We start from the raw sequence: 21,644 nt of genomic DNA on the forward strand, positions 1-21,644 counted from the left end.
TTTTGTTTTTTCTGTAAACCCTGACCTTACACTATATTTCTTGGAGGCTGATTTAGATGAAAAGAGTACTTTCCGGCATCCAGCCTAGCGGTAAAATTACGTTAGGCAACTATATTGGAGCCTTGAAAAATTTCGTGACCTTGCAGGATGATTATACTTGCAACTTCATGGTCGTTGATCTTCACGCAATTACAGTATCACAAGATCCTGCCGACTTGCGCGAGCAATCGGAAGCGGTGGCAGCTCTGTTCGTAGCGGCGGGAATCGATCCGAATAAGGCGAATGTGTACATGCAGTCTCATGTGCGCCAGCATTCCCAACTCGGATGGATTCTGACTACCCTGACCTCGATGGGCGAGCTTGAGCGGATGACCCAGTTCAAGGATAAAGCAGCCGGTAAGGAATCTGTCGGAGCAGGCCTGTTCGTGTATCCGGCTCTGATGGCTGCCGATATTTTGATCTATAATGCGGATTTGGTTCCCGTTGGAGAAGATCAGAAGCAGCATTTGGAATTGACCCGGGATTTGGCTGGACGCTTTAATCACCGCTTCGGCGAATACTTCACTATTCCCGAACCTTACATTCCAAAGGTGGGGGCTCGGATCATGTCGCTGGACGATGCGTCGAACAAAATGAGCAAGAGCAACCCGAATGCGGGGAGCGCGATTTACCTGCTTGATTCTCCTGCCGACATCCGTAAGAAGATCAGCCGCGCTACGACCGATTCCGGGCGTGAAGTGAAGTTCGATCCCGCCAATAAGCCGGAGGTCAGCAATCTGATCACCATTTACAGTCAATGCTCCGGGTTGTCGGTTGCCGAAGTGGAACAGCGGTACGAAGGGCAGATGTACGGTCCGTTCAAGAAGGACCTGGCCGAAGTTGTGGTCGGAACGCTGGAACCGATCCAGCAGCGTTACCGGGAAATCCGGGAGTCCGGGGAGATCCGCGATATTCTCCGCCAAGGAGCGGAGAGAGCCTCGGAAATGGCGGAGAAGACGCTGCGCGATGTGCAGAACGTAATGGGCTTCTTGCCGGAATAAGAAATCAATTTGCGAGACGTGAAGTGTGACATCAAGAGAATCCGGGCAGACAATTTGTCCGGATTTTTTACTTGCTATCCATTTTTCAACTTATATAGCTAAATCAATATATAGATGTCACTGAATTGTCATAATAAACACCAATGATCAAATGATTGTCAAACACTTTCGCATTTTGATATGATAAAGTTTATAGCAAGGGCTGAAAATCATTGAATTTTCTGTGGTTTATATATACGGAACCTCTATCTCATAAATTAGGAGGCACAATCAAAAGTGGATAAACAATTCAGTTACCATTCTCCTGCGGAATCGGCGACGCTGTCCTCTGTAAGACCTTCGCCCCCGGGGGAATCGGCAACTTGGAAAGATTTTGTTGCGTTGACGAAGCCGGGAATTCTCCGCTCCAACTTGATCGCGGCATTCGCCGGGTTTTGGCTGGCTTCCCATTGGGACCTTCAATATGGAAAACTTATTTTAACGCTGATCGGGACTGTGTTGGTTATGGCGTCCTCCTGTGTCTTCAATAACTACTTTGACCGGGATCTGGACACTAAAATGGCCCGCACCAAGAACCGTGCGTTACCGGTGGGCAAGCTATCGCCGAAGACCGTTCTCTGGTATGCCGTTGCTTTGGGCATTATCGGCTTGGCCGTACTATTCGCCTTTTCAGGGCTGCTTGCCGGGGCCTTCGGGGTTGTCGGCATGTTTGTTTACGTCGTTGTTTACACGCTTTGGCTGAAGCGTACTTCCACCTGGAGCACGTCGGTCGGTGCGATTTCCGGAGCGATGCCTCCATTGATCGGATACGTCGCCGCTTCGGGAAATATCGATATGGGAGCTTGGCTCATTTTCGCCCTGTTATTTCTGTGGCAGCCTCCCCATTTCTGGGCGCTCGGCATCCGGCGCGTCGAGGAATACCGTGCTGCGGGCTTCCCGCTGCTGCCTGTAGTTAAAGGCATTCCTAGAACGAAAATACAAATGATTCCGTATATCGTGTTACTGATTCCGATTCCGGTATTAATGTATCTTTATGATTATACGGGGATCTGGTTTCTTATTATCGGAGAAATCCTGTCCGTAGCTTGGCTTTTCATGGCGCTCAAAGGATTTCGTTCAACTGACGATGAAGGTTGGGCCAAAAAGGTATTTCTGTTCTCGGTCAACTATTTGACGATCGCTTTGATCGTGATGATTTTGGATACGGTATGGTTGTAATGGAGGAGACGTCATGACCCTTTTGAAAAAGTACAAATGGACATGGATTTTGCTGGCGATCTGCGTAGTCTTGGCGGGGTATCTATTATGGGATTCTTTTGCCAAGCCAAAGCTGCCGGTCATCCGCCCGGTGGAAAGCTTCAACTTGGAAAATGTGGACGGAAAAAACGTAACCTTGGAGGATACGAACGGTAAGGTTCGACTTTTCTATTTCTTCTTCTCCAGTTGCCCGGACGTATGCCCGGTGACTACGTTCCGGTTAAGCCAAGTGCAGGATGTGCTGAAAGAAAAGGGGTTGTTTGCCAAAGACGCCTCCATTGTTTCGATCTCCTTTGATCCGGAGAGAGATACGCGAGAGAAAATCAAGGCCTTCGGAGATAAGTTTAAAGCCGATTATTCGGGCTGGTATTTCTTGCGGGGGGACCAGCAAAAAATTATGGATTTGGCGATGAACTCGTTTAAAATTCTCATTAACCAGGACCGGGACGGCAATTTCGTCCATATGGATTTGATCGGTCTGGTCGATCGGGACGGAAACCTGCGGGAAATTTACCGGCCGGAAGTAACGGCCGACGAAATTGCGAAGGCGGTAGCCGATTTGGCTAAGGAATAAATTAATTTAGTGTGATCATCAATCAAAAAGGGCTGGCCGGGGGATAAACAATAAATTCCTCCAGGCCGGCCTTTTCCAATTGCGCGATAACGTATTCGTCCGGGGTGCCTTCTACGCCTGCATAACCCCGGCGGGTATAGATCTGCTCGGCATCCGGAAAAGTGTCTCTCAGCACACCGCGGATTCTTTTGCCTGAAGGATCATTATCAAGGAACAGATATAGCTCGTCCCCCTTAACGTTCTTGCGCAGAGACTCCAGTTTTTGCGAGTTGAGCGTCCCGAAGGTACAATGAATTCGCACTTCCCCGTTCAGAAGCCGCCTTAGTTTGCTGCGGTCGTTTTTGCCTTCTACGATGATGCTGATGGACAACGTGATCACCTGCCTTATCTGTCTAATGCATGCGTCCATAGAAGGAGGCACCTACTTAGTTTATACCCCGTGTGGTTTATCATGCAAAAATAACAAAGCTGCCCTCCGTAGCCAGCGACTACGTCAGACAGCTCCGTGCTCTGTTTTCTTATTAGTAGAAGAAAGGAGAGCGGAGAATGATGACAAGCAAAATGTACAGAACGAGGATGGCTCCTGTCGATGTCCATATGCCTCCTACCCCCGGTCCTGGTCCGCAAGGATTAACGTAGCCCATAGGTTCACCCCACTTTCATTTCGATCGGTTACTACACGATATACTATGTGGCACAATGGCCCGTGCTCTGTGTGCCAGCCTATGGGTGAAAAATTATTCGGGCAGCAGTGGACCCCTAATGCTCTAGATGAGGTGGGCTCGGACCTATGGACAGAGGACGGTGCATACTCCCAACAAATTAACTGGAGAACCTACAGTTAATTTCCCCCAATCTGCCGGATAATCGAAATTAACTGGAAAAACTACAGTTAATTTGTTCTTTAAGGCCCGAATCCGGCATGATCGGCGAAAATAGAGGGAGGTTTTACATCTAATTTATCTAAAAGAAATTTTTGTGGGGAAATAACTGTAGAAAATCCAGTTATTTCTCAGTGGGCCGCCCTGCCTGCCTTACCCACTCTGCCACAGCCAAATTTCGGAAGCCAAAAAACAAACTGTTTACAAGGCAAGTCAACTATTCCGGTTAAGGTAAGTAAGAACTTTTGAGACGTTCTGTCAGGTTCCAATGATAGCTGGAGGGGCCGGTGTATCCCGCCGTTTCGTGGGCGGGGTAAACATCAGGACGACCATCAGCAGAAGAAATGCGAAAAAATATGGCGAATGGGTCTCGTGAAGCATGCCCGCCGTGATCGGTCCGATGAACGAGCCGATGGACATGGCTATGGATTGCACTGAAAATACGGTTCCCAGCCGCTTGCCGCCGCTAAGGTCGATGAACATGGAGGCCATCGCGGGGAAGGTAATCCCTTTGGCCATTCCAAGGGCAAAGAGCGACACGGGGAGTGGAATGAAATCCAGCGCCGCCAAAGCGAAAAAGGACAGAGCAATGCCGAAAATACCCAGCAGTACCCGGTTATACGGGCTATAGCGATTCAGGAAGAGCATGGACAAAGTGACGAGCGCCCCGAGGCTGATGATCGAGAAATACAGGCCGGTATGCAAAATACCCGACGTACCTCCGGCTTGCAGCGGCAGCTCGAAGAAGAGAATCCCCTGGGAGCAGGATACGGCTAGCGGAAGCACATAGTAGCGCAAAGGGATGATGTTGATTTTGACGGGAATATGCTTTGCGTTTAAAGAGGGGGTCAACCTCTCCTTCTTCGGCTCATGAATTGTGAATATGGCGATGATGCCCGTGACAATCAAGAGCCAGCCTAAGGATTGAAAGGTGAGCGAGTAACCGGTCCGGGCAACCAAAAATGCGCCGGCGGCCGGGGAGACGACCGAGGCGAGCGTATGCACGACTCCGTGTCCGGCCATCAGTTTTCCTTGCTGGACCGAGTTTTTGGACAGGGAAGCGAGCATCGCGAGACATGCCGGGGATAAGAAGGCCAGCACGAAACCGCTGATCGACCGGAGCGCCAGGAGTTGCCAAGGCATAGTAACATGCGCCTGCAGCAGCAGAATACAGCCGGCTCCGATCAGGCTGAAAATCATGTAGCCCCGGCTTCCGTGCCGGTCAACGCCCTGACCGGCCAGAAGATTGCCCGGCAAGTGCGTCAGGGCATAAATGCCCATCATCCAGCCGATGAAAGTCGGAGCCGCACCAAGCGATAAAGCAAACGGCGTCAGGATGGGATACTGGGCGTGCAGATCGAAAAAAGCGAGAAACATAAAGAAATAAAGCCAAAATGCCATTTTCATTCCTTGTGCCTCCCTGGAAAGTTCTTATGATCTACTTGTACGTTTCCAAGGACGAACTTATTACCGGATTGAGGGATTCGTCCTATTTCTTGGTTTTTGCGGAAAAACGGGGTTAAGCTGACATTGGACTGGGCCATCATGTATAATGTATAAAGCATGCAGGCATGCGTGCCTGAACTGATATTAAAGAACTTTGGGAGCGTGGGTCATGTTGGATTTGAATTTGCAAGTCTGGACTGAATTTCTGAAACAGAACTGGCTGGTTATTGTTATAGCTCTGGTCGTACTGTTCCTGATTTTAAATTTGGTGAAGACGGTTGTGAAATGGGCGCTTGTTTTGGTCATCGCCGCATTTATCATCGTATACAGCGGAATTTCCCTGAAGGATATCGGCGACGCGGTGGGAGCGGTTAAAGAGCAGGCGGTGGATATCAGCAAAACCGAAGCATTGAATATGATGAAAAAGGAAGCTAGCGAAGCGAAGCTGAACCGGAATCCGGACGGTACGTTCACCATTACGACCCCGAACTTGGAGGTCAGCGGTTCGGAAGGCGCAGACAAAGTTAAAGTGATGTTTCACGGCGTTTCCTTGGGCGAATGGAAAGTAAGCGATACGCTGGAAGCTTTTATCCAAGAAGCGAAACGGAACTCTCAATAAGATCCTCTTGATGAAGAAGAAACAGGACATCCAGAACGGAGGTTGACGATGACGGAGAGTTGGTTGCATAGCTTGGGAGACTTCAACTGGGTTACCGCCTTGTTGTTGTTCATCCTGCTGTTCTCAATACTGCAAGGTTTACTGCGAGGCGCCTCGCGCAGCGCCGGAAGATTGGTGTCTTTGCTGAGCGGAGGCGTGCTGTCGGTGTTGGGAATACTGGCGTCTATACCGCTAACGTTATGGCTGGCACCGCTGGTACAGAGCTGGTTATCCGGGGTCACGCTGCCGGAGCGTGATTTGAACAAATGGGAGCAGATCTATTACACGCTGCTTACGGCGATCCGTGATTTCCCGCTGATGCGAGTTGCCGTGGTGTTCATGCTAAGCTATTGGCTGATTCGCACCGTGCTTGGCCTCGTATCCGCCTTTGCCTTCGGTGGCAGCTCCTGGCTGGGGCGCTTGGTCTTTGGAGGAGAGCGTCCCGCAACGCTGCTCAGCCGGTTGGCCGGAGCGGGAATCGGCGCGGTGATCGGTGCGGCAAGATGCCTGTTCGTCATCGCCGTATTATTCATTTCGGTGACGCTGTTTCCGGACAGCGGGTTCAGCCGCTATGTGGAAGCTTCCCCCGTTTATCAGCAGGGAGCCCGCAGCGTAATTGAACCGCTGTCCGGCAATTTGATCAAAGAAAAGCTTCCGGTGTTTACCCGCGGTGTCGAAGAAGAGCTGAACGGGATACTGCAGCGAAGATACGAAGTAATCGACGCCGACATTCCACGGGATATCGGACAGGCCGCGGCCAAAATCACCGAAGGGGCCCAAAGCGACGAGGAAAAAGCACGCCTACTCTATGACTGGGTCGGCTCAAGGGTGACCTACGATTATGATAAGGTCGAGGACTACGAGAAAAACGGGAATTGGCGTGAGCAAACGCCGCAAATGACGTATGATTCCAAGCGCGGCGTATGTATCGATTATTCACGTCTATATGCCGTAATGGCCCGTTCTCAAGGTCTGCAGGTCAAAGTGGTTACCGGACTCGGCTACGACGGCCGGGGAGGATACGGCCCGCATGCCTGGAACGAGGTGTACTTATCCGAGAAGGAGCAATGGATTCCTCTCGATTCGACCTGGGCCGGGAGCGGTAATTGGTTCAACCCGCCCGCTTTTAACGAGACGCATATCCCCGATAAGATCGTATAGCGTCTTAACGATAAAGCTCCAGTTATTTCCTGGGAAAGGCCGTGAAATAGCTGGAGTTTTTATGAGCGAAAAAACTGGGAACCGCTGTAACTTCGCCATGCCCTTTTTCGTTATGTTAATATATAAGTGCGAGTTCAAAAAGTCAGGTTTGCAGGACCAAGAAGGTTGGATGAAGATAGGGACTGAGTAGCGGAGCGTACGCTTTAGTACGTGAGCAACGGAAGGCCCGGCTGAATTCAAGATTCGACGTCGAATCCGCTTCATGATCTGCTTCGTCGTGGAAAGATGACTTTTTGAACAACCTCTATAAGGGATGAATCAATGGAATAAGGAGAAACGGAAATGAAAAGTGTATATTCCGACGACCCGCGCGAACAGGAAGCCGCGATGCAACGTCATTTTAATATCCGCCTGAATATGTTCTTTTTCAGCGCATTTGCTATTTTTACGGTTATTATCGTTCGTCTTGCCATTCTCCAGTTTGTAGAAGGACCTAGCCTGTCCAAGCAAGAGACGGCCATGAGAGTAAAAGACGTGCCTTTATCGCCGATCCGGGGAACCATTTTCGCGGACGGGGGAGAGAAGCTGGCTTACTCTACGCCGGTACAGTCGCTGTATATCACCTTACAGAAGGATTACAGCAGCACGACTGACCGAGGGAAAGAAAATCGTCCGGAAGCGTTGGTCTTGGCCGATAAGTTGAAAGAGGTTTTTGATAAATATGGTGACCCGAATGCAGAGAAAATGTCCAAGGAAGATATCGTCAAGGCGATGGATTTGGACTACCGACAAAGCGGTGGCTTTAGTGCTCGTAGACTCAAGATTGGTTTGACGAAAGAGGAAATAGCTTATTTCCTCGAGCGCAAGGATCAGTTCCCGGGCATCGAGGTTGTTGAGGAAAGCATTCGTCACTATGATAAGGATACGGTGGCGGTGCAAACGGTCGGGTATATGAAAAAGTTCTCCAATGCGTCAACTACCAAGGCTTCCGACCTCAAGTACTATAGTGATATTCGGGAGCAAAAAGAAACGGACCCGGCACTGCAATATACAGAAACAGAACTCGTCGGTTATGATGGGCTGGAACTTTATTATCAGGAACAACTTCGTGGGAAAAACGGATACAAAAGCGTGCCGATCGATCCCCGCAACATGGCAACAGGTATCCCGGAAGTGACTCCGCCGGTAAAGGGATATGACTTGCACACAACGATTAACAAAAATATTCAATTAATCGCAGAGCAAGCAATTTTGGATCAAATTGATTGGGTTCATAAAAATCCAGTATCCGGTGAAACCCATCCTAATGCCAAAACCGGTTATGCTGTAGCGATGGAAGTCGATACTGGCAATGTAGTGGCCATGGCCAGTATGCCTGATTATGATACAAACGTGTGGCAAAGTGGCGGGATTGATCCGGAAGATTGGGATAAAATTAATTCGAATTATCAGAATGGGACGATTACCCCCTATAGCTCGGGCCAATCGGGACATGGTTTTGGTTCGAACGTATTGCTTGGTTCAACTATTAAACCTTTATCTGTCTTGATCGGACTTAATGAAAATCTGTTTACGACAACCACACATTATAATGACAGGGGTATCGCTTACTTCGGCAGAAACGATTCATCAAGTGTACGTAACTCGGGTAGCCGTGCTTATGGACAATTGGATCCGTCCGGGGCGATTCTTCACTCGTCCAACACGTTCATGGTCAAAATGGTGGGCGAAAGACTATATAACAAGTATAAGGCAGATGGCATAGGGGTATGGGATAAGTACATGAAGCAGTTTGGCCTCGGAGTATCTACAGGTGTAGATTTGCCGAGGGAATTCCTTGGCACATTAGGCTACAATGAGGAGTCCGAAACAGCGTTATCCCGGTTGGTATACTCTTCCTTCGGTCAGAACGGAGGATATACAGCGATGCAGTTAGCTCAGTACACAGCTACGCTGGCAACTCATGGCAAACGGATGCAACCGCATCTCGTCAGCAAAATCACGGACGAGAACGGCAACATCATCGAAGAATTTAAACCTACGGTGCTTAATGAGGTTAATTTTAAGGAAGCCTATTGGAAAGAAGTTATCAGCGGGATGAAGACGGATGTTAGCTCGGCATTTAAAGGCTTCCCGTATGATTTTGCCCGGAAAACAGGAACCTCAGAGCAGTATGCTAAAGGGAAAAATAGAGATAACGGCGTATTTATCGCTTTTGCACCTCGCGAGAACCCGAAGCTTGCTGTGGCGGTTATTATTCCAGAAGGCGGCTTTGGCGGTTGGAGTGCCGCGCCAGTGGCACGCAAAATCTTCGATGCTTATGATCAAGAGTATGGGTTGGATGGAGTACCGAAGAAAACCCAAAAGAATTTGGCGAACGAATGATTAATTTAAAACACTTGTTTGTACTGAGGTTTAAGTGTCCGGTACGAACGGTGTTTTTTATTTGTTTAATATTAAATAAAATAATATATTGAAAAAATGGAATTAAGAGGTATAATGATAGTGTGAATATATTAAAATATGGGAGGATTAGAAAAATGAAGAAACTGTCTATTGCTATGTTGTCGCTCGTATTCCTGTTTTCCTTTGCCACAAGTGTTTTTGCAGCTACCACAGGTAGCGTAACCTCTACTCGTAAAGATAATGCAGCTAAGTCAATAACAATAACGGGCTCAGGGAAATACATGAAATTCACAGTTACGTATTCCGGCGGTAAAGGAGATGGTTATGGAGGGGATGGCGTATTGATTAAAAAAACCGGTGTAGACACCGGTGAGGAAATTGCTTACTTTGATGTTAGTTACAACAATAAAACCCAATCTACAGATGTATGGCTTGATAAGAACGCAACCTATATTCTGCAGGCAGATGTAAGCATTTTTGCTGCTTCTGATGCATCTGTTACAGCTTCTATAAAAGAAAGATAATTTTCTAAAAAGGAATAATTGCCCTTTTACTAATATAACTTTTTATATCTCTTTATTCATATTAAACAAGATCACTGAGGCATTCACGCTAAAGTGCTCTTGTTTTTTTGTTCCACGGATTCCAATTACTTTATAGTTTAGTATATTAAAAATGACCTCTAACCTATCACAATTGGGCAGGGGTATATCCATTGAGGATTTCACTTCACTAAAAAAAAGAAGAATTTCTCTTGCTTTTTTGTATGTTTATACCTTAGAATTTGCCTTAGAGAAACATTTTTATATATGACTAAAAATTAAGCTTATGGGAAACAAGTGTTTACTTGTACAACAAATAACCGGTGAAAGTGACATGCGGGAGGAGAGATCAAAGTGGATGAGTTGAAGGTAAAGAAAAGCCCGCTGCAGCGGGCAAAAATGACGCTGAGCATACTGGCCTTTATCGTGATTGCGGCTTGCTCCAAAGTGGAGGGAGAGCCTGGTCATCAGCAACGTGCGGAAGGCGAGGGCCCTATTCACATCGTGACGACGATCGGCATGATTACGGATGTAGTTCAGGAAATCGGCGGCGAAGAGGTGAAAGTGCAAGGCCTGATGGGACCTGGCGTGGACCCCCATCTTTATAAAGCTTCCCAAGGCGATATTCAGAAACTGGACGATGCGGATATGATTTTGTACGGCGGACTTCATTTGGAGGGAAAGATGCAGGAAATCTTCGAGAAGCTGGAACAGCGTAAACCGACGGTTGCCGTTTCGAAGAATATCGATCCCTCCGTGCTGCGTTCAGGCAAGGATGCCGGCGGTTCGCAATACGATCCTCACATTTGGTTCAATGTGAAGCACTGGGTATCGGCTGCCGAGACGATCCGGGATACGCTGGTTGAATATGATCCGGATCATGCTGCGGTATATAAGCAGAATGCAGAAGCATATATAGCGGAACTTAATGCGCTTGATGCCGAGGTCAGGGAACGAATCGCCGAAATTCCGGAAGCCGGACGCGTGCTGGTAACGGCCCATGATGCATTCGGATATTTTGGAGACGCATATGGTATCCGGGTGATGGGGCTTCAGGGAATCAGTACAGCTTCCGAGTACGGTTCGAAGGATGTGAGCAAGTTACGTGACTTTCTCGTAGAGAACCAAATCAAGGCGGTATTTGTAGAATCGAGCATTCCTACGAAATCGATGGAGGCGGTCATTGCCGGAGCGAAGGAAATGGGGCATGACGTCAAAATCGGCGGCGAATTGTTCTCCGACTCTATGGGAGAGCCGGGTTCGGATGCGGACACTTATATCAAAATGCTCCGTCATAACGTGAACACCATTGCTGCAGCGTTGAAATAAAAGGACTGGGTGAAGCTTAGCCCGGAAAAAGGAGAAAACAAATGGCCAGCTATCCTTTAGAAGTGAATCATTTAACGGTGGCTTATCAGAAAAAGCCGGTGTTGAATTCAGTATCGTTCCAAATTCCGTCCGGAAAGCTGATCGGTGTGCTCGGACCGAATGGAGCCGGGAAATCCACGTTGTTAAAGGCCGTGCTCGGCCTGATCCCTAAAGTGGAAGGCGAAGTGAGCATTTTCGGCCGTCCCTACCGGGAGATGCGCAAAAGCGTAGGGTATGTGCCGCAGCGGGAATCGGTGGATTGGGATTTTCCGACGAATGCGCTGGATGTGGTGATGATGGGACGCTATGGGCATCTGGGCTGGTTCCGCCGGCCCGGAAGCAAGGAACGGGAAATCGCTTTAGAATGCTTGAGCAAAGTCGGTATGGCCGACTATGCGGGACGGCAAATTAGCCAATTGTCGGGCGGCCAGCAGCAGCGGGTATTTCTGGCTAGAGCTTTGGCTCAAAACGCCAATCTGTACTTCATGGATGAACCGTTCGCCGGGGTAGACGCTACTACAGAAAAGGCGATCATCCAGCTGCTGCATGAGCTTAAAGAGCAAGGAAAAACCGTTCTGGTCGTCCACCACGATCTGTCCACAGTCCAGGAGTATTTCGATCATGTCCTGCTATTGAACGGAGAACTGATAGCGGCGGGACCGACGAAGGAAATATTTACGCCGGATCACCTCCAGAAAACTTATGGCGGCCGAATCGCCATGCTGCAAGATTTCGCGGCCGTCCCAGTGGGGAAGGTGTAGACCTCATGCTATTAACATTTATAAATTGGATTACTGATCCTAATATGCAATGGATTCTGATGGGCTCGTTGCTGCTCGGCCTGGGGAGCGGAGTCATCGGTTCATTTACCTTCCTGCGCAAACAAAGCCTTCTCGGCGACGCGCTGGCTCATGCCGCGCTGCCTGGGATTTGTATCGCGTTTATGCTCACCGGGGTGAAGTCAATCGGTCTCTTCATGCTCGGAGCGATCGTCTCGGGGATGCTGGCGACGTTCGGAATTCATGCCATCACCCGCTATTCCCGGATTAAACAGGACGCGGCGCTCGGGATTGTGCTGTCCGTATTTTTTGGCATCGGGGTCGTGATGATGACCAAAATTCAGCACAGCGGCAACGGCAATCAAAGCGGACTGGATAAGTATATGTTCGGGCAGGCGGCCTCCATGATGTTGTCCGACGTATACCTGGTCGGTATCGTATCTCTGATTTTGATCGCCGTCTGTACCCTGTTATTCAAGGAATTTAAACTGGTCAGCTTTGATCCCGGTTTTGCAAGGGGGATGGGGATCAAGGTCGGCCTGTTCGAACAATTGCTGCTCCTGATGACGGTCATAGCCGTCGTTGTTGGTATTCAGGCGGTCGGTGTCGTACTTGTCGCCGCCCTGCTGATCACGCCTGCGGTAGCCGCACGTTACTGGACCTATGCCTTGGGCGTGATGATCGTCCTGGCTGGCGTGTTCGGCGCTCTGTCCGGTGTTACAGGTACCTTGATCAGCGGCACGTTGTCGAATTTGCCGACGGGACCGGTGACCGTGCTGGCGGCAACCTCTTTATTTCTGGTCTCCGTCGTTTTCGCGCCGGGCAGAGGGCTGGCGTCCAAACTGCTTCGCCGCATACGCCAGCGGAATGAAGTGAGGCGCGGCTTTGAAACGGTGGTTATGGATGGTGAACGGGCCGTTATCTCCAATAGGGCACACGCGGCGGAAAGGAGTGGTGATTAATGGCTGACTTTTGGATTATTTTGACCGGCACATTGGTGGCGGCCACTTGCGGGGTGTTGGGCTGCTTTCTCGTTCTCCGGAAAATGGCGATGGTCGGAGATGCGATCAGCCACTCCGTTTTACCGGGCATCGCGATCGCCTTTTTAATCAGCAACTCGAGGGATTCGATTCTAATGCTGGCTGGAGCGGCCGTCTTGGGCTTGATTACGGTATTTCTGATCCAGAGTCTTCAAAACGGAGGATTGCAATCCGACGCTTCTATAGGGATTGTATTCACCGCCCTGTTTGCGATCGGAGTCATTTTGATTAGCCGGAACGCGGCTCATATCGATCTGGATCTGGATTGCGTCCTCTTCGGAGAAATCGCATATGTGCAGTGGGATACGCTGATCATAAACGGTTATGATATGGGACCGGCTGCCGTATGGCTGTTGGGCGGGACATTGTTGCTTGTCCTTGTAGTAATCGGGTTGTTCTATAAACAGTTTAAGCTGTGCGCATTCGATCCCGCGCTGGCAGCGGCCGTCGGCATTCCTGTGGCGTTGTTCCACTACTTGCTTATGGGACTGGTATCGCTCTCGACGGTAGCTTCGTTTGAAAGCGTGGGCGCTATTCTGGTTGTCGGGATGCTGATCGTTCCGGCATCTACCGCCTACCTGCTGACCGACCGGCTCAGTGTTATGCTGCTTTACAGCGTGCTGATCGGTGCAGTCAGCTCAGCAGGCGGATATTACGCAGCAAAATGGCTGGACGCTTCAATTGCAGGCTCCATGATCACCGTCGCCGGACTCCTTTTCGTTTTGGCCTTCGTATTTTCACCGCTGCACGGTCTGGTGGCGCGTTACCAAAAACGCCGGAGCTTAAAGGCGGCATCGGCTTAAACGGATGAAGTAGATGATGGGCTGTTGCGAATGATGCGAAATGGCGGATCCAATTAAATAGTGGAATTCAGGCAGGCTTTCGTCGGAAGGACGAGAGCCTGCTTTTTTGAGTCGGAAAGGACCGGAGGGGCGGTTAATCATTGGTGGACGGTTGTTAATGGCACGGAGAGGAGATCCACAAATGGACGGTTCCGGCATGGGCGAACTTCTAACGAATCGTAAAGAGCATATTAGCGTAAAAATGGCCATCGACCTGATCTAAGGAACTCCAACGGCGTTATTGAGTAATTTTAGGTGAGAAAAGTTCCGTTTAGCTCGAAATATGGTTACCAGGGTTCGTAAGAATCTCAAACGGCTCTATTTTGACTAAATAAGGATGGCTGAGTTCCATAGGCACATATTGGGACAGGGGAATGCGGTAACTGTCTTTGTTGGGTTCGGGCGTTTATGATAAAATGGCGTTATGCTAACGAAGACCCATGAATTCACAAGGTAGGAAGCAAATATGCGAACTGGGCTGAATGGAGGATTTTCTGTTGAAGTATAAATTACTGGCGCTCGATATGGACGGAACACTGCTGACCGATAATCATCAAATTTCACCCGAAACGGAGAAGTGGATCCACAAGGCGGCCGCCGCAGGGGTACACGTTTGTTTATCTACCGGCAGAGGCTATAATGAGGCGGTTCCTTTTGGAGACCAACTCGGCCTTGAAACGCCCATGATCACTGTCAACGGCAGTGAGGTTTGGAGATCGCCTCATGAGCTTTATCACCGGGAATTGTTTGACAAGACGATCATTGCCCGGATGTATGATATCGCACAGGAGCATCATGTATGGTTCTGGGCCTATGCGGTGGAAGGAAGCTACAACGAGAACAGCTGGGAGCCGGAATTGCTGGATCGCAATCAATGGCTCAAATTCGGTTATCACACCGAGGATGACGAGATTCGCCACAAGATCATGCTGCAGCTTCAGGACATGGGCGGACTAGAAATCACGAACTCGTCGCCTTATAACCTCGAGATTAATCCGGCAGGCATCAATAAGGCCAGCGGCATTCGTACCGTTTGCAAATTGCTGGGCATCGAGATGTCGGAGACCGTAGCTATCGGCGACAGCCTTAACGACCTCGCTGCGATTCAAGCGGCCGGACTCGGCGTGGCGATGGGAAATGCTCAGATTGCGGTTAAAGAGAATGCGGACGTGGTAACCGACTCCAACAATGATGACGGCATTGCGCGGATCATCCGCGATTATATTTTGGCGGGAGAGTGAGGTCTAGGTGATAGCTGTGCTCGGCTGGATATTGGTCATCGCTTTATTTGTGATCGGGATGGCGGGAGCGGTATATCCCGTTTTACCGGGGGTTCTTGCGATATACTTTGCCTTTTTCGTGTATGGCTGGTTCTTCTCGTTTGAACCGTTCGGCTGGTTTTTCTGGATTATTCAGACCCTGATCGTCGTGGTCCTTCTAGTGGCGGATTACGCCGTGGGCGCCTGGGGGGTCAAAAAGTTCGGCGGCAGCAAGCTGTCCGTTTGGCTCAGCACGATCGGCATCATCGTCGGCCCGTTCGTGATCCCCGCCTTCGGCCTTATTATCGGTCCGTTGCTCGGCGCTATGATCGGCGAGTTAATCAAGGGGGAGTCGCTCGCCAAAGCTTTTAAAGTCGGGGTTGGCTCCGTTGTCGGACTTTTTAGCAGCATCGTCGTAAAAGTGATACTCCAACTCGCCATGATTATTGTTTTCATCATTTGGATCATCGTCTAGAAAGAAGGAATTTTCTTTGTCTAACCAGAATGCCAAGGAATCGTTTGTCAAAGGAACATTAATACTCGCAGGTGCCGCGTTGATCGCCCGGGTACTCGGGCTGTTTCAGCGCGTGCCGCTGGAGCATATTCTCGGGAGTGTCGGGAATGCGGCATATTCGCAGGCGAATGCCGCTTATTTTATGCTGTTGACACTGGCAACTGCGGGGATTCCCAGTACATTGAGCAAAATGGTGTCGGAACGGCACGCCCTGAATCGGCCGGAAGAGGCGAGACGCGTGTATCAGGCGGCCTTGATCTTCGCCGCAGCTGCCGGGGTTATCATGTTCGTGATGCTGTATCTGCTCGCTCCGTACTATGCGCAAAAATCGGAAGTGCCCGAATCCGTCGTGGCCATCCGGGCGTTAGCGCCTGCCTTGCTTATTTTTCCGTTGATCGCGATGATCCGCGGTTATTTGCAGGGAAGAAACATCATGATCGCGGGGGGCGTTTCCCAGGTTATTGAGCAGATCGTTCGGGTCGTCACAGGGATTGTTCTGGCGTTCCTGTTCTTTCATTGGGGGTACTCGGAGCAAAATATAGCGGCCGGGGCCACTTTCGGGGCGGTCATCGGCGGAGTAGCCGCGCTCTTCGTAATGCTGTATTACAGCATGCGGGTGAAAAGGAACGACCGCAACAGTGCTGCGGTGAACGGGAGCCATGTACCGGAGAAACGGCTGTCCTTGAGCCGGATTTATGCCGATATTTTCAAGTTATCGATTCCGATCGTGCTTACCGCCCTGGCGGTACCTGCCGTCAATTTTATCGATAATTCAATCTTGAAGCCGCTTCTCAGCGGACAGCTGGGTTCGCACGAGGCGACGAATATTTTAGGGATTCTGGGAACCCGGGCGCAAATGATTGCCGGGATTCCGCCGATTCTCGCCATTGCGCTCAGCCAGTCGCTCGTTCCGATCATTTCCGCGGCGTTTGCGCGCGGAGATTCCCAGCATTTACAGCGGCAGGTGACGCTGGCGATGCGTATTTCCGTGCTGACCGGTGCGCCGATCATCCTGGCGCTCGGAACTGCGGCCTATTCCGTCAATGGCTTATTGTTCAGTACCCGGGAAGGGAGCGGCATCGTTGGATTATTGACGGTGATGACCATCTTCCAGATTACGATGATGACGAGCAATTCCATTCTGCTCGGGATCAACAAGGCTAACCGCTCGATGGTGTATGTGGGCATCGGGATCGCCGTCAAGCTTGCTACTAGCTATGTGTTTTCCCAAATGTGGGGGATCTACGGCATTATTATATCGACGGGACTGTGTTTCTTCGTCATTACGGTCCTTAACATTAGAGTGATGAAGCAAATCGTACCTTTCTCGATGATGGGGACCCGTTGGGTTGGGTTTCTGGCGACCTGTGCCGTTTTGGCAGGGACAGGCTACGGCTTGAACCAAGCGGCTAATAATGTTCTTCTGCCGCTGATGCCGGGACGGGTGGCATTCTTCATCACTTGTGCCATCGTCGGTATTGCCGTGGTCGGGTTATATCCGATCCTGCTGATTCTGCTGCGTGTCGTGCGCAAAGACGAGCTGTCCGGTTACCCGGCGCCATTGCGTAAAGTGCTGACCCCGCTGATGCGGTTGCAGCGCTCGGGACAATCGGGCGTAGCGAAATAGGGCAGGCCGCGTACTAAGGCTGCCCGCCGTCCTAATCGCCCGCGACATCGTGGGCGAGCGCGGCTTTGAGGATGCCGCCGCGATGCTCGCGACTGATGTCGCACAAATACGGCGGCTGCGGCGCGCTGATGCCATCCAGCGCGCTGTGGTCCTTGAGCCAATCCTCCCGGGAGATTGGCTCATAGGGGGTGTCGCCCCAAGCGTCCAGCAGCTTGGGGCTGAAGAGACGCATGCCCGGCGGCAGCGTCTCGCCCTCCAGAAGCACTGACCCCTGCATCGCAGAGGTCAGTGCTTCTTTGCTATTGGCCGTGAACAATTCCGGCCAATAGTCGCCGCGCGAGCCGCTGTGCGGCACGCTGGCGGCGAAGCGCTCCGCGCCGCTGCGCACGGCGCGGAGGCCCATGAGCATCGCGTACAGGCTCTTGCCTAGCGCGATGCGGTCCGGGAGGCTGCCGAAGTCGGATACGACGCGCCCCGCCAGGCGGCGCACTTCGTATCTGGCACGGCCCCCCTCCATCCCATCGGGATCACTCCCGTCCTCGTGATCCTCTCTTCCCGATTCACCCGCGGCTTTCTCACTCTCCGCTTCGCCCGCGGTCTCGACATTCCCCGCTCCCTGCCCGCTTCCGCCTGCCGCTTTCTCCCCGCCCGCATCTGCGGGCTCCGCCTCAAGCAGCGGGAACACCACCTGATTCAGTCCGGCCAGACTGTTCAGGTGGAAGGGCAGCTTGTCGGTAATATGCTTCTGGTAATAAGGATGGCGGATCACCCGCTTCTCGATATAATTCTGCTCATTGATAATTAGCCCTACCGTCAGCAACGCGCTCCCCCGGTCGATCCAGAAGCGCTCCCAGAATGGGCGCATAAACTCGGATACGTGGAAATAGGGGAGCAGATGAAACCGGCTGGACCCGAGCTCCCGGCTCTTAATATATAGAAGAAGCTGCGGATAGGCGTCCTGGAAGATCAGCGCATTGCTGCGCTCCAAAAAGCGGTAGTACGCCTTTTTCTCGCTCTCGTCCAGGAGATCGGCCAACCTTCCGCGCAGATCGGTCATATTCCAACCGGCATTTCTGGATACCATATGGGCTAGGAACGCCCAATGGAGCTCCGGGTAGGCCTGATAACATGCCAGATAAGCCTCCGTGCGGGTAATATTGCTTGCCCCCGCCCGGCCGGTTGCCAAGGCGATTTCCTCCGCCAGCTCCCGGTCCGCCTCACTCCAGGCATCTTCCCGGGCCGCTCTGGCCGCGGGACCCCGGCGCAGCAAATCTTCAAGCTCCGTCGCCACCGTTCGGGCGGAGGCTTCATTCCATTCGAGGGAAAGCCGCTCTTCGCGCAGCCGGCTGGATTCGGCAATTCCGGCGGCTTTGCCCTTTACCGCCTCCCCGATCACGGAAGGCAGCCGCCGCAAAAAATCCTTGAGGCCGGGGGCCGAAGCCGGACCGTCCGGATTACGTGGGCTTTGCTTCATGGTATCCCCGCTTTCTTTGTAGAGACTTTATGCATCACGTATTTTACTTTGAACATCCATTATAAGTATGGCCAAAAATTTGACTTCCACTCCGGGTTTTGGTTGACTAAGTAAAGGAGTTCATAAACTACAGGCAGAAAGGAATGAAGCTAATGAAACAGGTGCAAAGCGCAGCTGAATTTAACGTAAGTATTCAATCCAGCAATCTCGTAGTAGCGGTCTTTAAAGCGGACTGGTGCGTAGACTGCAAATTTATCGATCCGTTTATGCCTGAAATTGAAGAGAAATACGGTGACAGAATAGCATTGATCGAGGTGGACGTGGACAAGGTAGGGGACGTTAGCCAGGAACAGAACATTTTGGGAATCCCCAGCTTTGTCGCTTATGCGGACGGCCGTGAACTGATCCGTTTCGTCAACAAGCTTCGCAAATCGCGCGAGGAGATCGAGGATTTCCTGAACAAGGCGCTTGATGTTTACCATACATTACACGATACGCCGGAACGAAAAGACGGATAATCGGCCCAGCTGAAAACCTGACTTTTTGAGCACGTATTTCACATTATTCAAACGACAAAAATCACATCGCCCCTGGCTCGTACAGGCGGCGATGTTTGTATTTGTGAACATTTTGTCACAGTTTCTCTATGATTAGCTCTATTCGATCAGGTATAATGATTATGATTTATGGATGTTTGTATCTCCTTACACTGATATAGCGGGTGAGCATTTTGAATACGAAGCAATTGAAATGGCTTAGCTATATTTCTTGCTTAGTCATGTTCTTGGCAACACTGGGCGGAAGCGTGGTTACCAAGACCGAATCGGGCCTCGGCTGCGGCAATGATTGGCCTCTGTGCCACGGGAAATTCGTACCGGCCCACACGATCGCCTCCTTGATCGAATACTCGCACCGGGCAGTCAGCGGAGCCGCGGGCTTGTTGTCATTGGCGGCCTTTGTGGCGTTTTGGATGTACCGGAAGCAACGCCGGGATCTGCAGATTTATTCTTTTCTTGCGCTTGTATTTGTCATGGTTCAAGCCGTTATGGGCGCGATGGCGGTCATATTTCCTACGTCTTCTGCAGTTATGGCGCTGCACTTCGGCTTTTCACTGATAGCTTTCGCCAGCTCGGTGATGCTCGTCCTTGGCATTCGCGAAGATGAAGCCAGGGAGAACGGGAAGCAGCCCGCGCCGACCAAACTGTATGTTTCCCGCGGATTCCGTAATTTGACCTGGTTCGCTACAGCCTACACATACATCGTGGTATATATCGGCGCCTATGTGAGCCATACCGATTCCGCCGGCGGCTGTACAGGCTGGCCGCTCTGTAACCGGGAACTCATCCCGGAACTTTCGGGCGGTGTCGGCATCGCTTTCATTCACCGGGTTGCGGCTGCGCTGCTGTTAATCCTGGTAGCCACGGTCGGTCATTTTGCCTATCGTAAACATCCGGGGAACCGGGAAATTCGTTCACTCGGCGTAGCGGCTACCGTGCTGATCCTGGTGCAGGTATTCACTGGCGCGAGTATTGTGTTCACGCTGAACAATTATGAAGTGTATTTGTTTACCTCTCTTGCCCATATCATTGTTTTGGCGGCCTTGTTCGGGGTACTTTGTTATATGAGCGTCAGAACTTGGCAGTTAAGCAGAAACAAGGACGGACGTGCTCAATAACATTGTGCAGGAATGAGCTTAGAGACATTCGGGAAGTGTTATACAATAGGCAGGGAGAACGGATACCCGGATTCATTGACGGAAGCGAGGAAACAATATGCTGCGAAGCTTGCTTGGCGAACCGCCAAGAGAAAATGAAGGTCTGCTGAAGGACGCTATCGACGCCATGGTACAATTGACGAAGTTGCTGCAAAAAGAAACGGAGCTTCATAAAGACCCGACCCATGATTTTCGGAAGCTCGAAATTTGGACGCTTGGTCTGATCGCTTCGCTGGATGAATTGGAGCAGTGTCTGCATGCGGCCTCCTTTTTCCGGAAAAAGGTTGTCCACGATTCGGAGCAGGATATGGATCCGGCCGAGCGGGGCGATTATGCGCGATATGTATTTTTTTACAAGGACGGATTCATTCGCGTGTTTGCCACGCTGGACAAGCTGGGTACGGTGTTGAACGAGCTGTTTGATCTCAAAACCTCCAAAGTAAAAGCGCATTTCTCTTACTTCACGGTGCTTCGGCAATTCCGGTACATGAAGGTACATATGGAGCTGGGAGATCGGCTGGTTGCCATTAAAGAAAAATACAAAGAACCGCTCGCCCTCCTGAGACAGCGCCGGAATACGGAGATCCACTACATGAATTCGGAAATGAAGGACGATCTTTGGCAGCGGCATCAGACATTGCACGGGAAAATAGAGCTTGAGGATCTGGACCGTCATCTGCACGATCTGGAACAAGGTTATCTTATGGTTTGCGAAACGCTGGAAGCGTCCTTTTCCTATGCAAATCAGCGCTGGAAAAAGGTTTCGGGGAGATAGAATATATTTCCGATCGGGCTACGTATTTTTTCCTTTGACAAAACAGGGCAAAACTCCTATACTCTAAACTAGTTTCAGAAATAATTTCATATTTTTCTTATCGAGAGAGGCGGAGGGAAAGGCCCGATGAAGCCCAGCAACCGATTCGAATCAGGTAGGGAGCTACGGTTCCGTCTTGCCGATACCCGAATGTCATGGTGCTAATTCCTTCAAAATCGCGTTGTGCATGCATCGCAGGTTTTGACAGATGAGAAGGCATTGTCTTTACGTAAAGAGAGCCCTTTGAA

At 50.7% G+C, this 21,644-nt stretch carries 20 protein-coding genes and 1 riboswitch; of the genes, 17 read left to right on the top strand and 3 right to left on the bottom strand.

The window, feature by feature from the left end:
* Positions 1 to 56 precede the first annotated feature (56 nt).
* The 3 genes from trpS (at position 57) to KJS57_RS18510 (ending at position 2,871) form a co-directional block, all read left to right on the top strand.
* A complete protein-coding gene (gene trpS / locus KJS57_RS18500; RefSeq protein WP_213655921.1) occupies positions 57 to 1,040 on the top strand; it encodes a tryptophan--tRNA ligase in 984 nt (327 codons plus the stop codon).
* Between the two features lie 276 nt (positions 1,041 to 1,316).
* Positions 1,317 to 2,258, top strand: coding sequence for a heme o synthase (cyoE, locus tag KJS57_RS18505; RefSeq protein ID WP_211025965.1), 942 nt, complete (start codon positions 1,317 to 1,319; stop codon positions 2,256 to 2,258).
* Positions 2,259 to 2,271: 13 nt separating this feature from the next.
* Positions 2,272 to 2,871: an SCO family protein gene (locus tag KJS57_RS18510; RefSeq protein WP_211025967.1), complete on the top strand. Its 600-nt coding sequence runs from the start codon at positions 2,272 to 2,274 to the stop codon at positions 2,869 to 2,871.
* 22 nt (positions 2,872 to 2,893) lie between these two features.
* Here KJS57_RS18510 and KJS57_RS18515 read toward each other — a convergent pair whose 3' ends face one another.
* Together KJS57_RS18515 and KJS57_RS18520 are read right to left on the bottom strand one after the other, a co-directional pair.
* Entirely contained in the window at positions 2,894 to 3,241 is a 348-nt protein-coding gene (locus tag KJS57_RS18515) for a toprim domain-containing protein (protein ID WP_211026020.1), read from the bottom strand.
* Between the two features lie 769 nt (positions 3,242 to 4,010).
* Positions 4,011 to 5,159: an MFS transporter gene (locus KJS57_RS18520; RefSeq protein WP_213655922.1), complete on the bottom strand. Its 1,149-nt coding sequence runs from the start codon at positions 5,157 to 5,159 to the stop codon at positions 4,011 to 4,013.
* A 217-nt stretch (positions 5,160 to 5,376) separates the two neighbouring features.
* Here KJS57_RS18520 and KJS57_RS18525 point away from each other — a divergent pair, with 217 nt between their 5' ends.
* The 11 genes from KJS57_RS18525 to KJS57_RS18575 all read left to right on the top strand — a co-directional run bounded on the left by KJS57_RS18525 (position 5,377) and on the right by KJS57_RS18575 (position 17,394).
* On the top strand, positions 5,377 to 5,817 hold the full coding sequence (locus KJS57_RS18525; RefSeq protein WP_213655992.1) for a hypothetical protein: 441 nt from the start codon (positions 5,377 to 5,379) through the stop codon (positions 5,815 to 5,817).
* A gap of 48 nt (positions 5,818 to 5,865) precedes the next feature.
* The gene (locus KJS57_RS18530) at positions 5,866 to 7,017 is read left to right on the top strand and encodes a transglutaminase domain-containing protein (RefSeq protein WP_213655923.1); all 1,152 of its coding nucleotides are present in this window, start codon (positions 5,866 to 5,868) and stop codon (positions 7,015 to 7,017) included.
* Between the two features lie 342 nt (positions 7,018 to 7,359).
* Positions 7,360 to 9,402: a peptidoglycan D,D-transpeptidase FtsI family protein gene (locus KJS57_RS18535; protein ID WP_213655924.1), complete on the top strand. Its 2,043-nt coding sequence runs from the start codon at positions 7,360 to 7,362 to the stop codon at positions 9,400 to 9,402.
* Positions 9,403 to 9,557: 155 nt separating this feature from the next.
* Positions 9,558 to 9,947: a hypothetical protein gene (locus tag KJS57_RS18540; protein ID WP_213655925.1), complete on the top strand. Its 390-nt coding sequence runs from the start codon at positions 9,558 to 9,560 to the stop codon at positions 9,945 to 9,947.
* Positions 9,948 to 10,319: 372 nt separating this feature from the next.
* Positions 10,320 to 11,294, top strand: coding sequence for a metal ABC transporter solute-binding protein, Zn/Mn family (locus KJS57_RS18545; RefSeq protein WP_244861619.1), 975 nt, complete (start codon positions 10,320 to 10,322; stop codon positions 11,292 to 11,294).
* Positions 11,295 to 11,335: 41 nt separating this feature from the next.
* Complete coding sequence (locus KJS57_RS18550; RefSeq protein ID WP_213655926.1) at positions 11,336 to 12,094, top strand: metal ABC transporter ATP-binding protein; 759 nt, start codon at positions 11,336 to 11,338, stop codon at positions 12,092 to 12,094.
* A gap of 5 nt (positions 12,095 to 12,099) precedes the next feature.
* Positions 12,100 to 13,074: a metal ABC transporter permease gene (locus tag KJS57_RS18555; protein ID WP_213655927.1), complete on the top strand. Its 975-nt coding sequence runs from the start codon at positions 12,100 to 12,102 to the stop codon at positions 13,072 to 13,074.
* Positions 13,074 to 13,955 carry a metal ABC transporter permease gene (locus KJS57_RS18560; protein WP_213655928.1) on the top strand — a complete coding sequence of 294 codons (882 nt, stop codon included), beginning with the start codon at positions 13,074 to 13,076 and terminating at the stop codon, positions 13,953 to 13,955. The genes KJS57_RS18555 and KJS57_RS18560 overlap by 1 nt, the downstream gene beginning before the upstream one ends.
* A gap of 521 nt (positions 13,956 to 14,476) precedes the next feature.
* Positions 14,477 to 15,235 (top strand): Cof-type HAD-IIB family hydrolase, encoded by a 759-nt coding sequence (locus tag KJS57_RS18565; protein ID WP_211025987.1) that lies wholly within the window; start codon positions 14,477 to 14,479, stop codon positions 15,233 to 15,235.
* Positions 15,236 to 15,245: 10 nt separating this feature from the next.
* Positions 15,246 to 15,728, top strand: coding sequence for a DUF456 domain-containing protein (locus KJS57_RS18570; protein ID WP_213655994.1), 483 nt, complete (start codon positions 15,246 to 15,248; stop codon positions 15,726 to 15,728).
* A gap of 16 nt (positions 15,729 to 15,744) precedes the next feature.
* On the top strand, positions 15,745 to 17,394 hold the full coding sequence (locus KJS57_RS18575; RefSeq protein ID WP_213655929.1) for a putative polysaccharide biosynthesis protein: 1,650 nt from the start codon (positions 15,745 to 15,747) through the stop codon (positions 17,392 to 17,394).
* 31 nt (positions 17,395 to 17,425) lie between these two features.
* Here the strand turns inward: KJS57_RS18575 and KJS57_RS18580 are convergent, their stop codons facing one another.
* Entirely contained in the window at positions 17,426 to 18,868 is a 1,443-nt protein-coding gene (locus KJS57_RS18580; RefSeq protein WP_213655930.1) for a DUF2515 family protein, read from the bottom strand.
* Between the two features lie 152 nt (positions 18,869 to 19,020).
* Between KJS57_RS18580 and KJS57_RS18585 the strand changes: the two genes are divergently transcribed.
* From KJS57_RS18585 to KJS57_RS18595, 3 genes are all read left to right on the top strand, one after another.
* Entirely contained in the window at positions 19,021 to 19,386 is a 366-nt protein-coding gene (locus KJS57_RS18585) for a thioredoxin family protein (protein WP_211025993.1), read from the top strand.
* A 212-nt stretch (positions 19,387 to 19,598) separates the two neighbouring features.
* Positions 19,599 to 20,543, top strand: coding sequence for a COX15/CtaA family protein (locus KJS57_RS18590; protein WP_211025995.1), 945 nt, complete (start codon positions 19,599 to 19,601; stop codon positions 20,541 to 20,543).
* 97 nt (positions 20,544 to 20,640) lie between these two features.
* A complete protein-coding gene (locus KJS57_RS18595; protein WP_213655931.1) occupies positions 20,641 to 21,357 on the top strand; it encodes a Cthe_2314 family HEPN domain-containing protein in 717 nt (238 codons plus the stop codon).
* Between the two features lie 94 nt (positions 21,358 to 21,451).
* Positions 21,452 to 21,611, top strand: a riboswitch (SAM riboswitch).
* Positions 21,612 to 21,644 lie beyond the last annotated feature (33 nt).

It is taken from the genome of Paenibacillus vini (assembly GCF_018403325.1).
In the GTDB taxonomy this organism is placed as follows: Bacteria; Bacillota; Bacilli; order Paenibacillales; family Paenibacillaceae; genus Fontibacillus; species Fontibacillus vini.

Coding starts and splice junctions, on each gene's coding strand:
- trpS (WP_213655921.1), top strand. CDS start 57: ATGAAAAGAGTACTTTCCGGCATCCAGCCTAGCGGTAAAATTACGTTA.
- KJS57_RS18510 (WP_211025967.1), top strand. CDS start 2,272: ATGACCCTTTTGAAAAAGTACAAATGGACATGGATTTTGCTGGCGATC.
- KJS57_RS18520 (WP_213655922.1), bottom strand. CDS start 5,159: ATGAAAATGGCATTTTGGCTTTATTTCTTTATGTTTCTCGCTTTTTTC.
- KJS57_RS18530 (WP_213655923.1), top strand. CDS start 5,866: ATGACGGAGAGTTGGTTGCATAGCTTGGGAGACTTCAACTGGGTTACC.
- KJS57_RS18535 (WP_213655924.1), top strand. CDS start 7,360: ATGAAAAGTGTATATTCCGACGACCCGCGCGAACAGGAAGCCGCGATG.
- KJS57_RS18540 (WP_213655925.1), top strand. CDS start 9,558: ATGAAGAAACTGTCTATTGCTATGTTGTCGCTCGTATTCCTGTTTTCC.
- KJS57_RS18550 (WP_213655926.1), top strand. CDS start 11,336: ATGGCCAGCTATCCTTTAGAAGTGAATCATTTAACGGTGGCTTATCAG.
- KJS57_RS18555 (WP_213655927.1), top strand. CDS start 12,100: ATGCTATTAACATTTATAAATTGGATTACTGATCCTAATATGCAATGG.
- KJS57_RS18560 (WP_213655928.1), top strand. CDS start 13,074: ATGGCTGACTTTTGGATTATTTTGACCGGCACATTGGTGGCGGCCACT.
- KJS57_RS18565 (WP_211025987.1), top strand. CDS start 14,477: ATGGAGGATTTTCTGTTGAAGTATAAATTACTGGCGCTCGATATGGAC.
- KJS57_RS18580 (WP_213655930.1), bottom strand. CDS start 18,868: ATGAAGCAAAGCCCACGTAATCCGGACGGTCCGGCTTCGGCCCCCGGC.
- KJS57_RS18585 (WP_211025993.1), top strand. CDS start 19,021: ATGAAACAGGTGCAAAGCGCAGCTGAATTTAACGTAAGTATTCAATCC.
- KJS57_RS18595 (WP_213655931.1), top strand. CDS start 20,641: ATGCTGCGAAGCTTGCTTGGCGAACCGCCAAGAGAAAATGAAGGTCTG.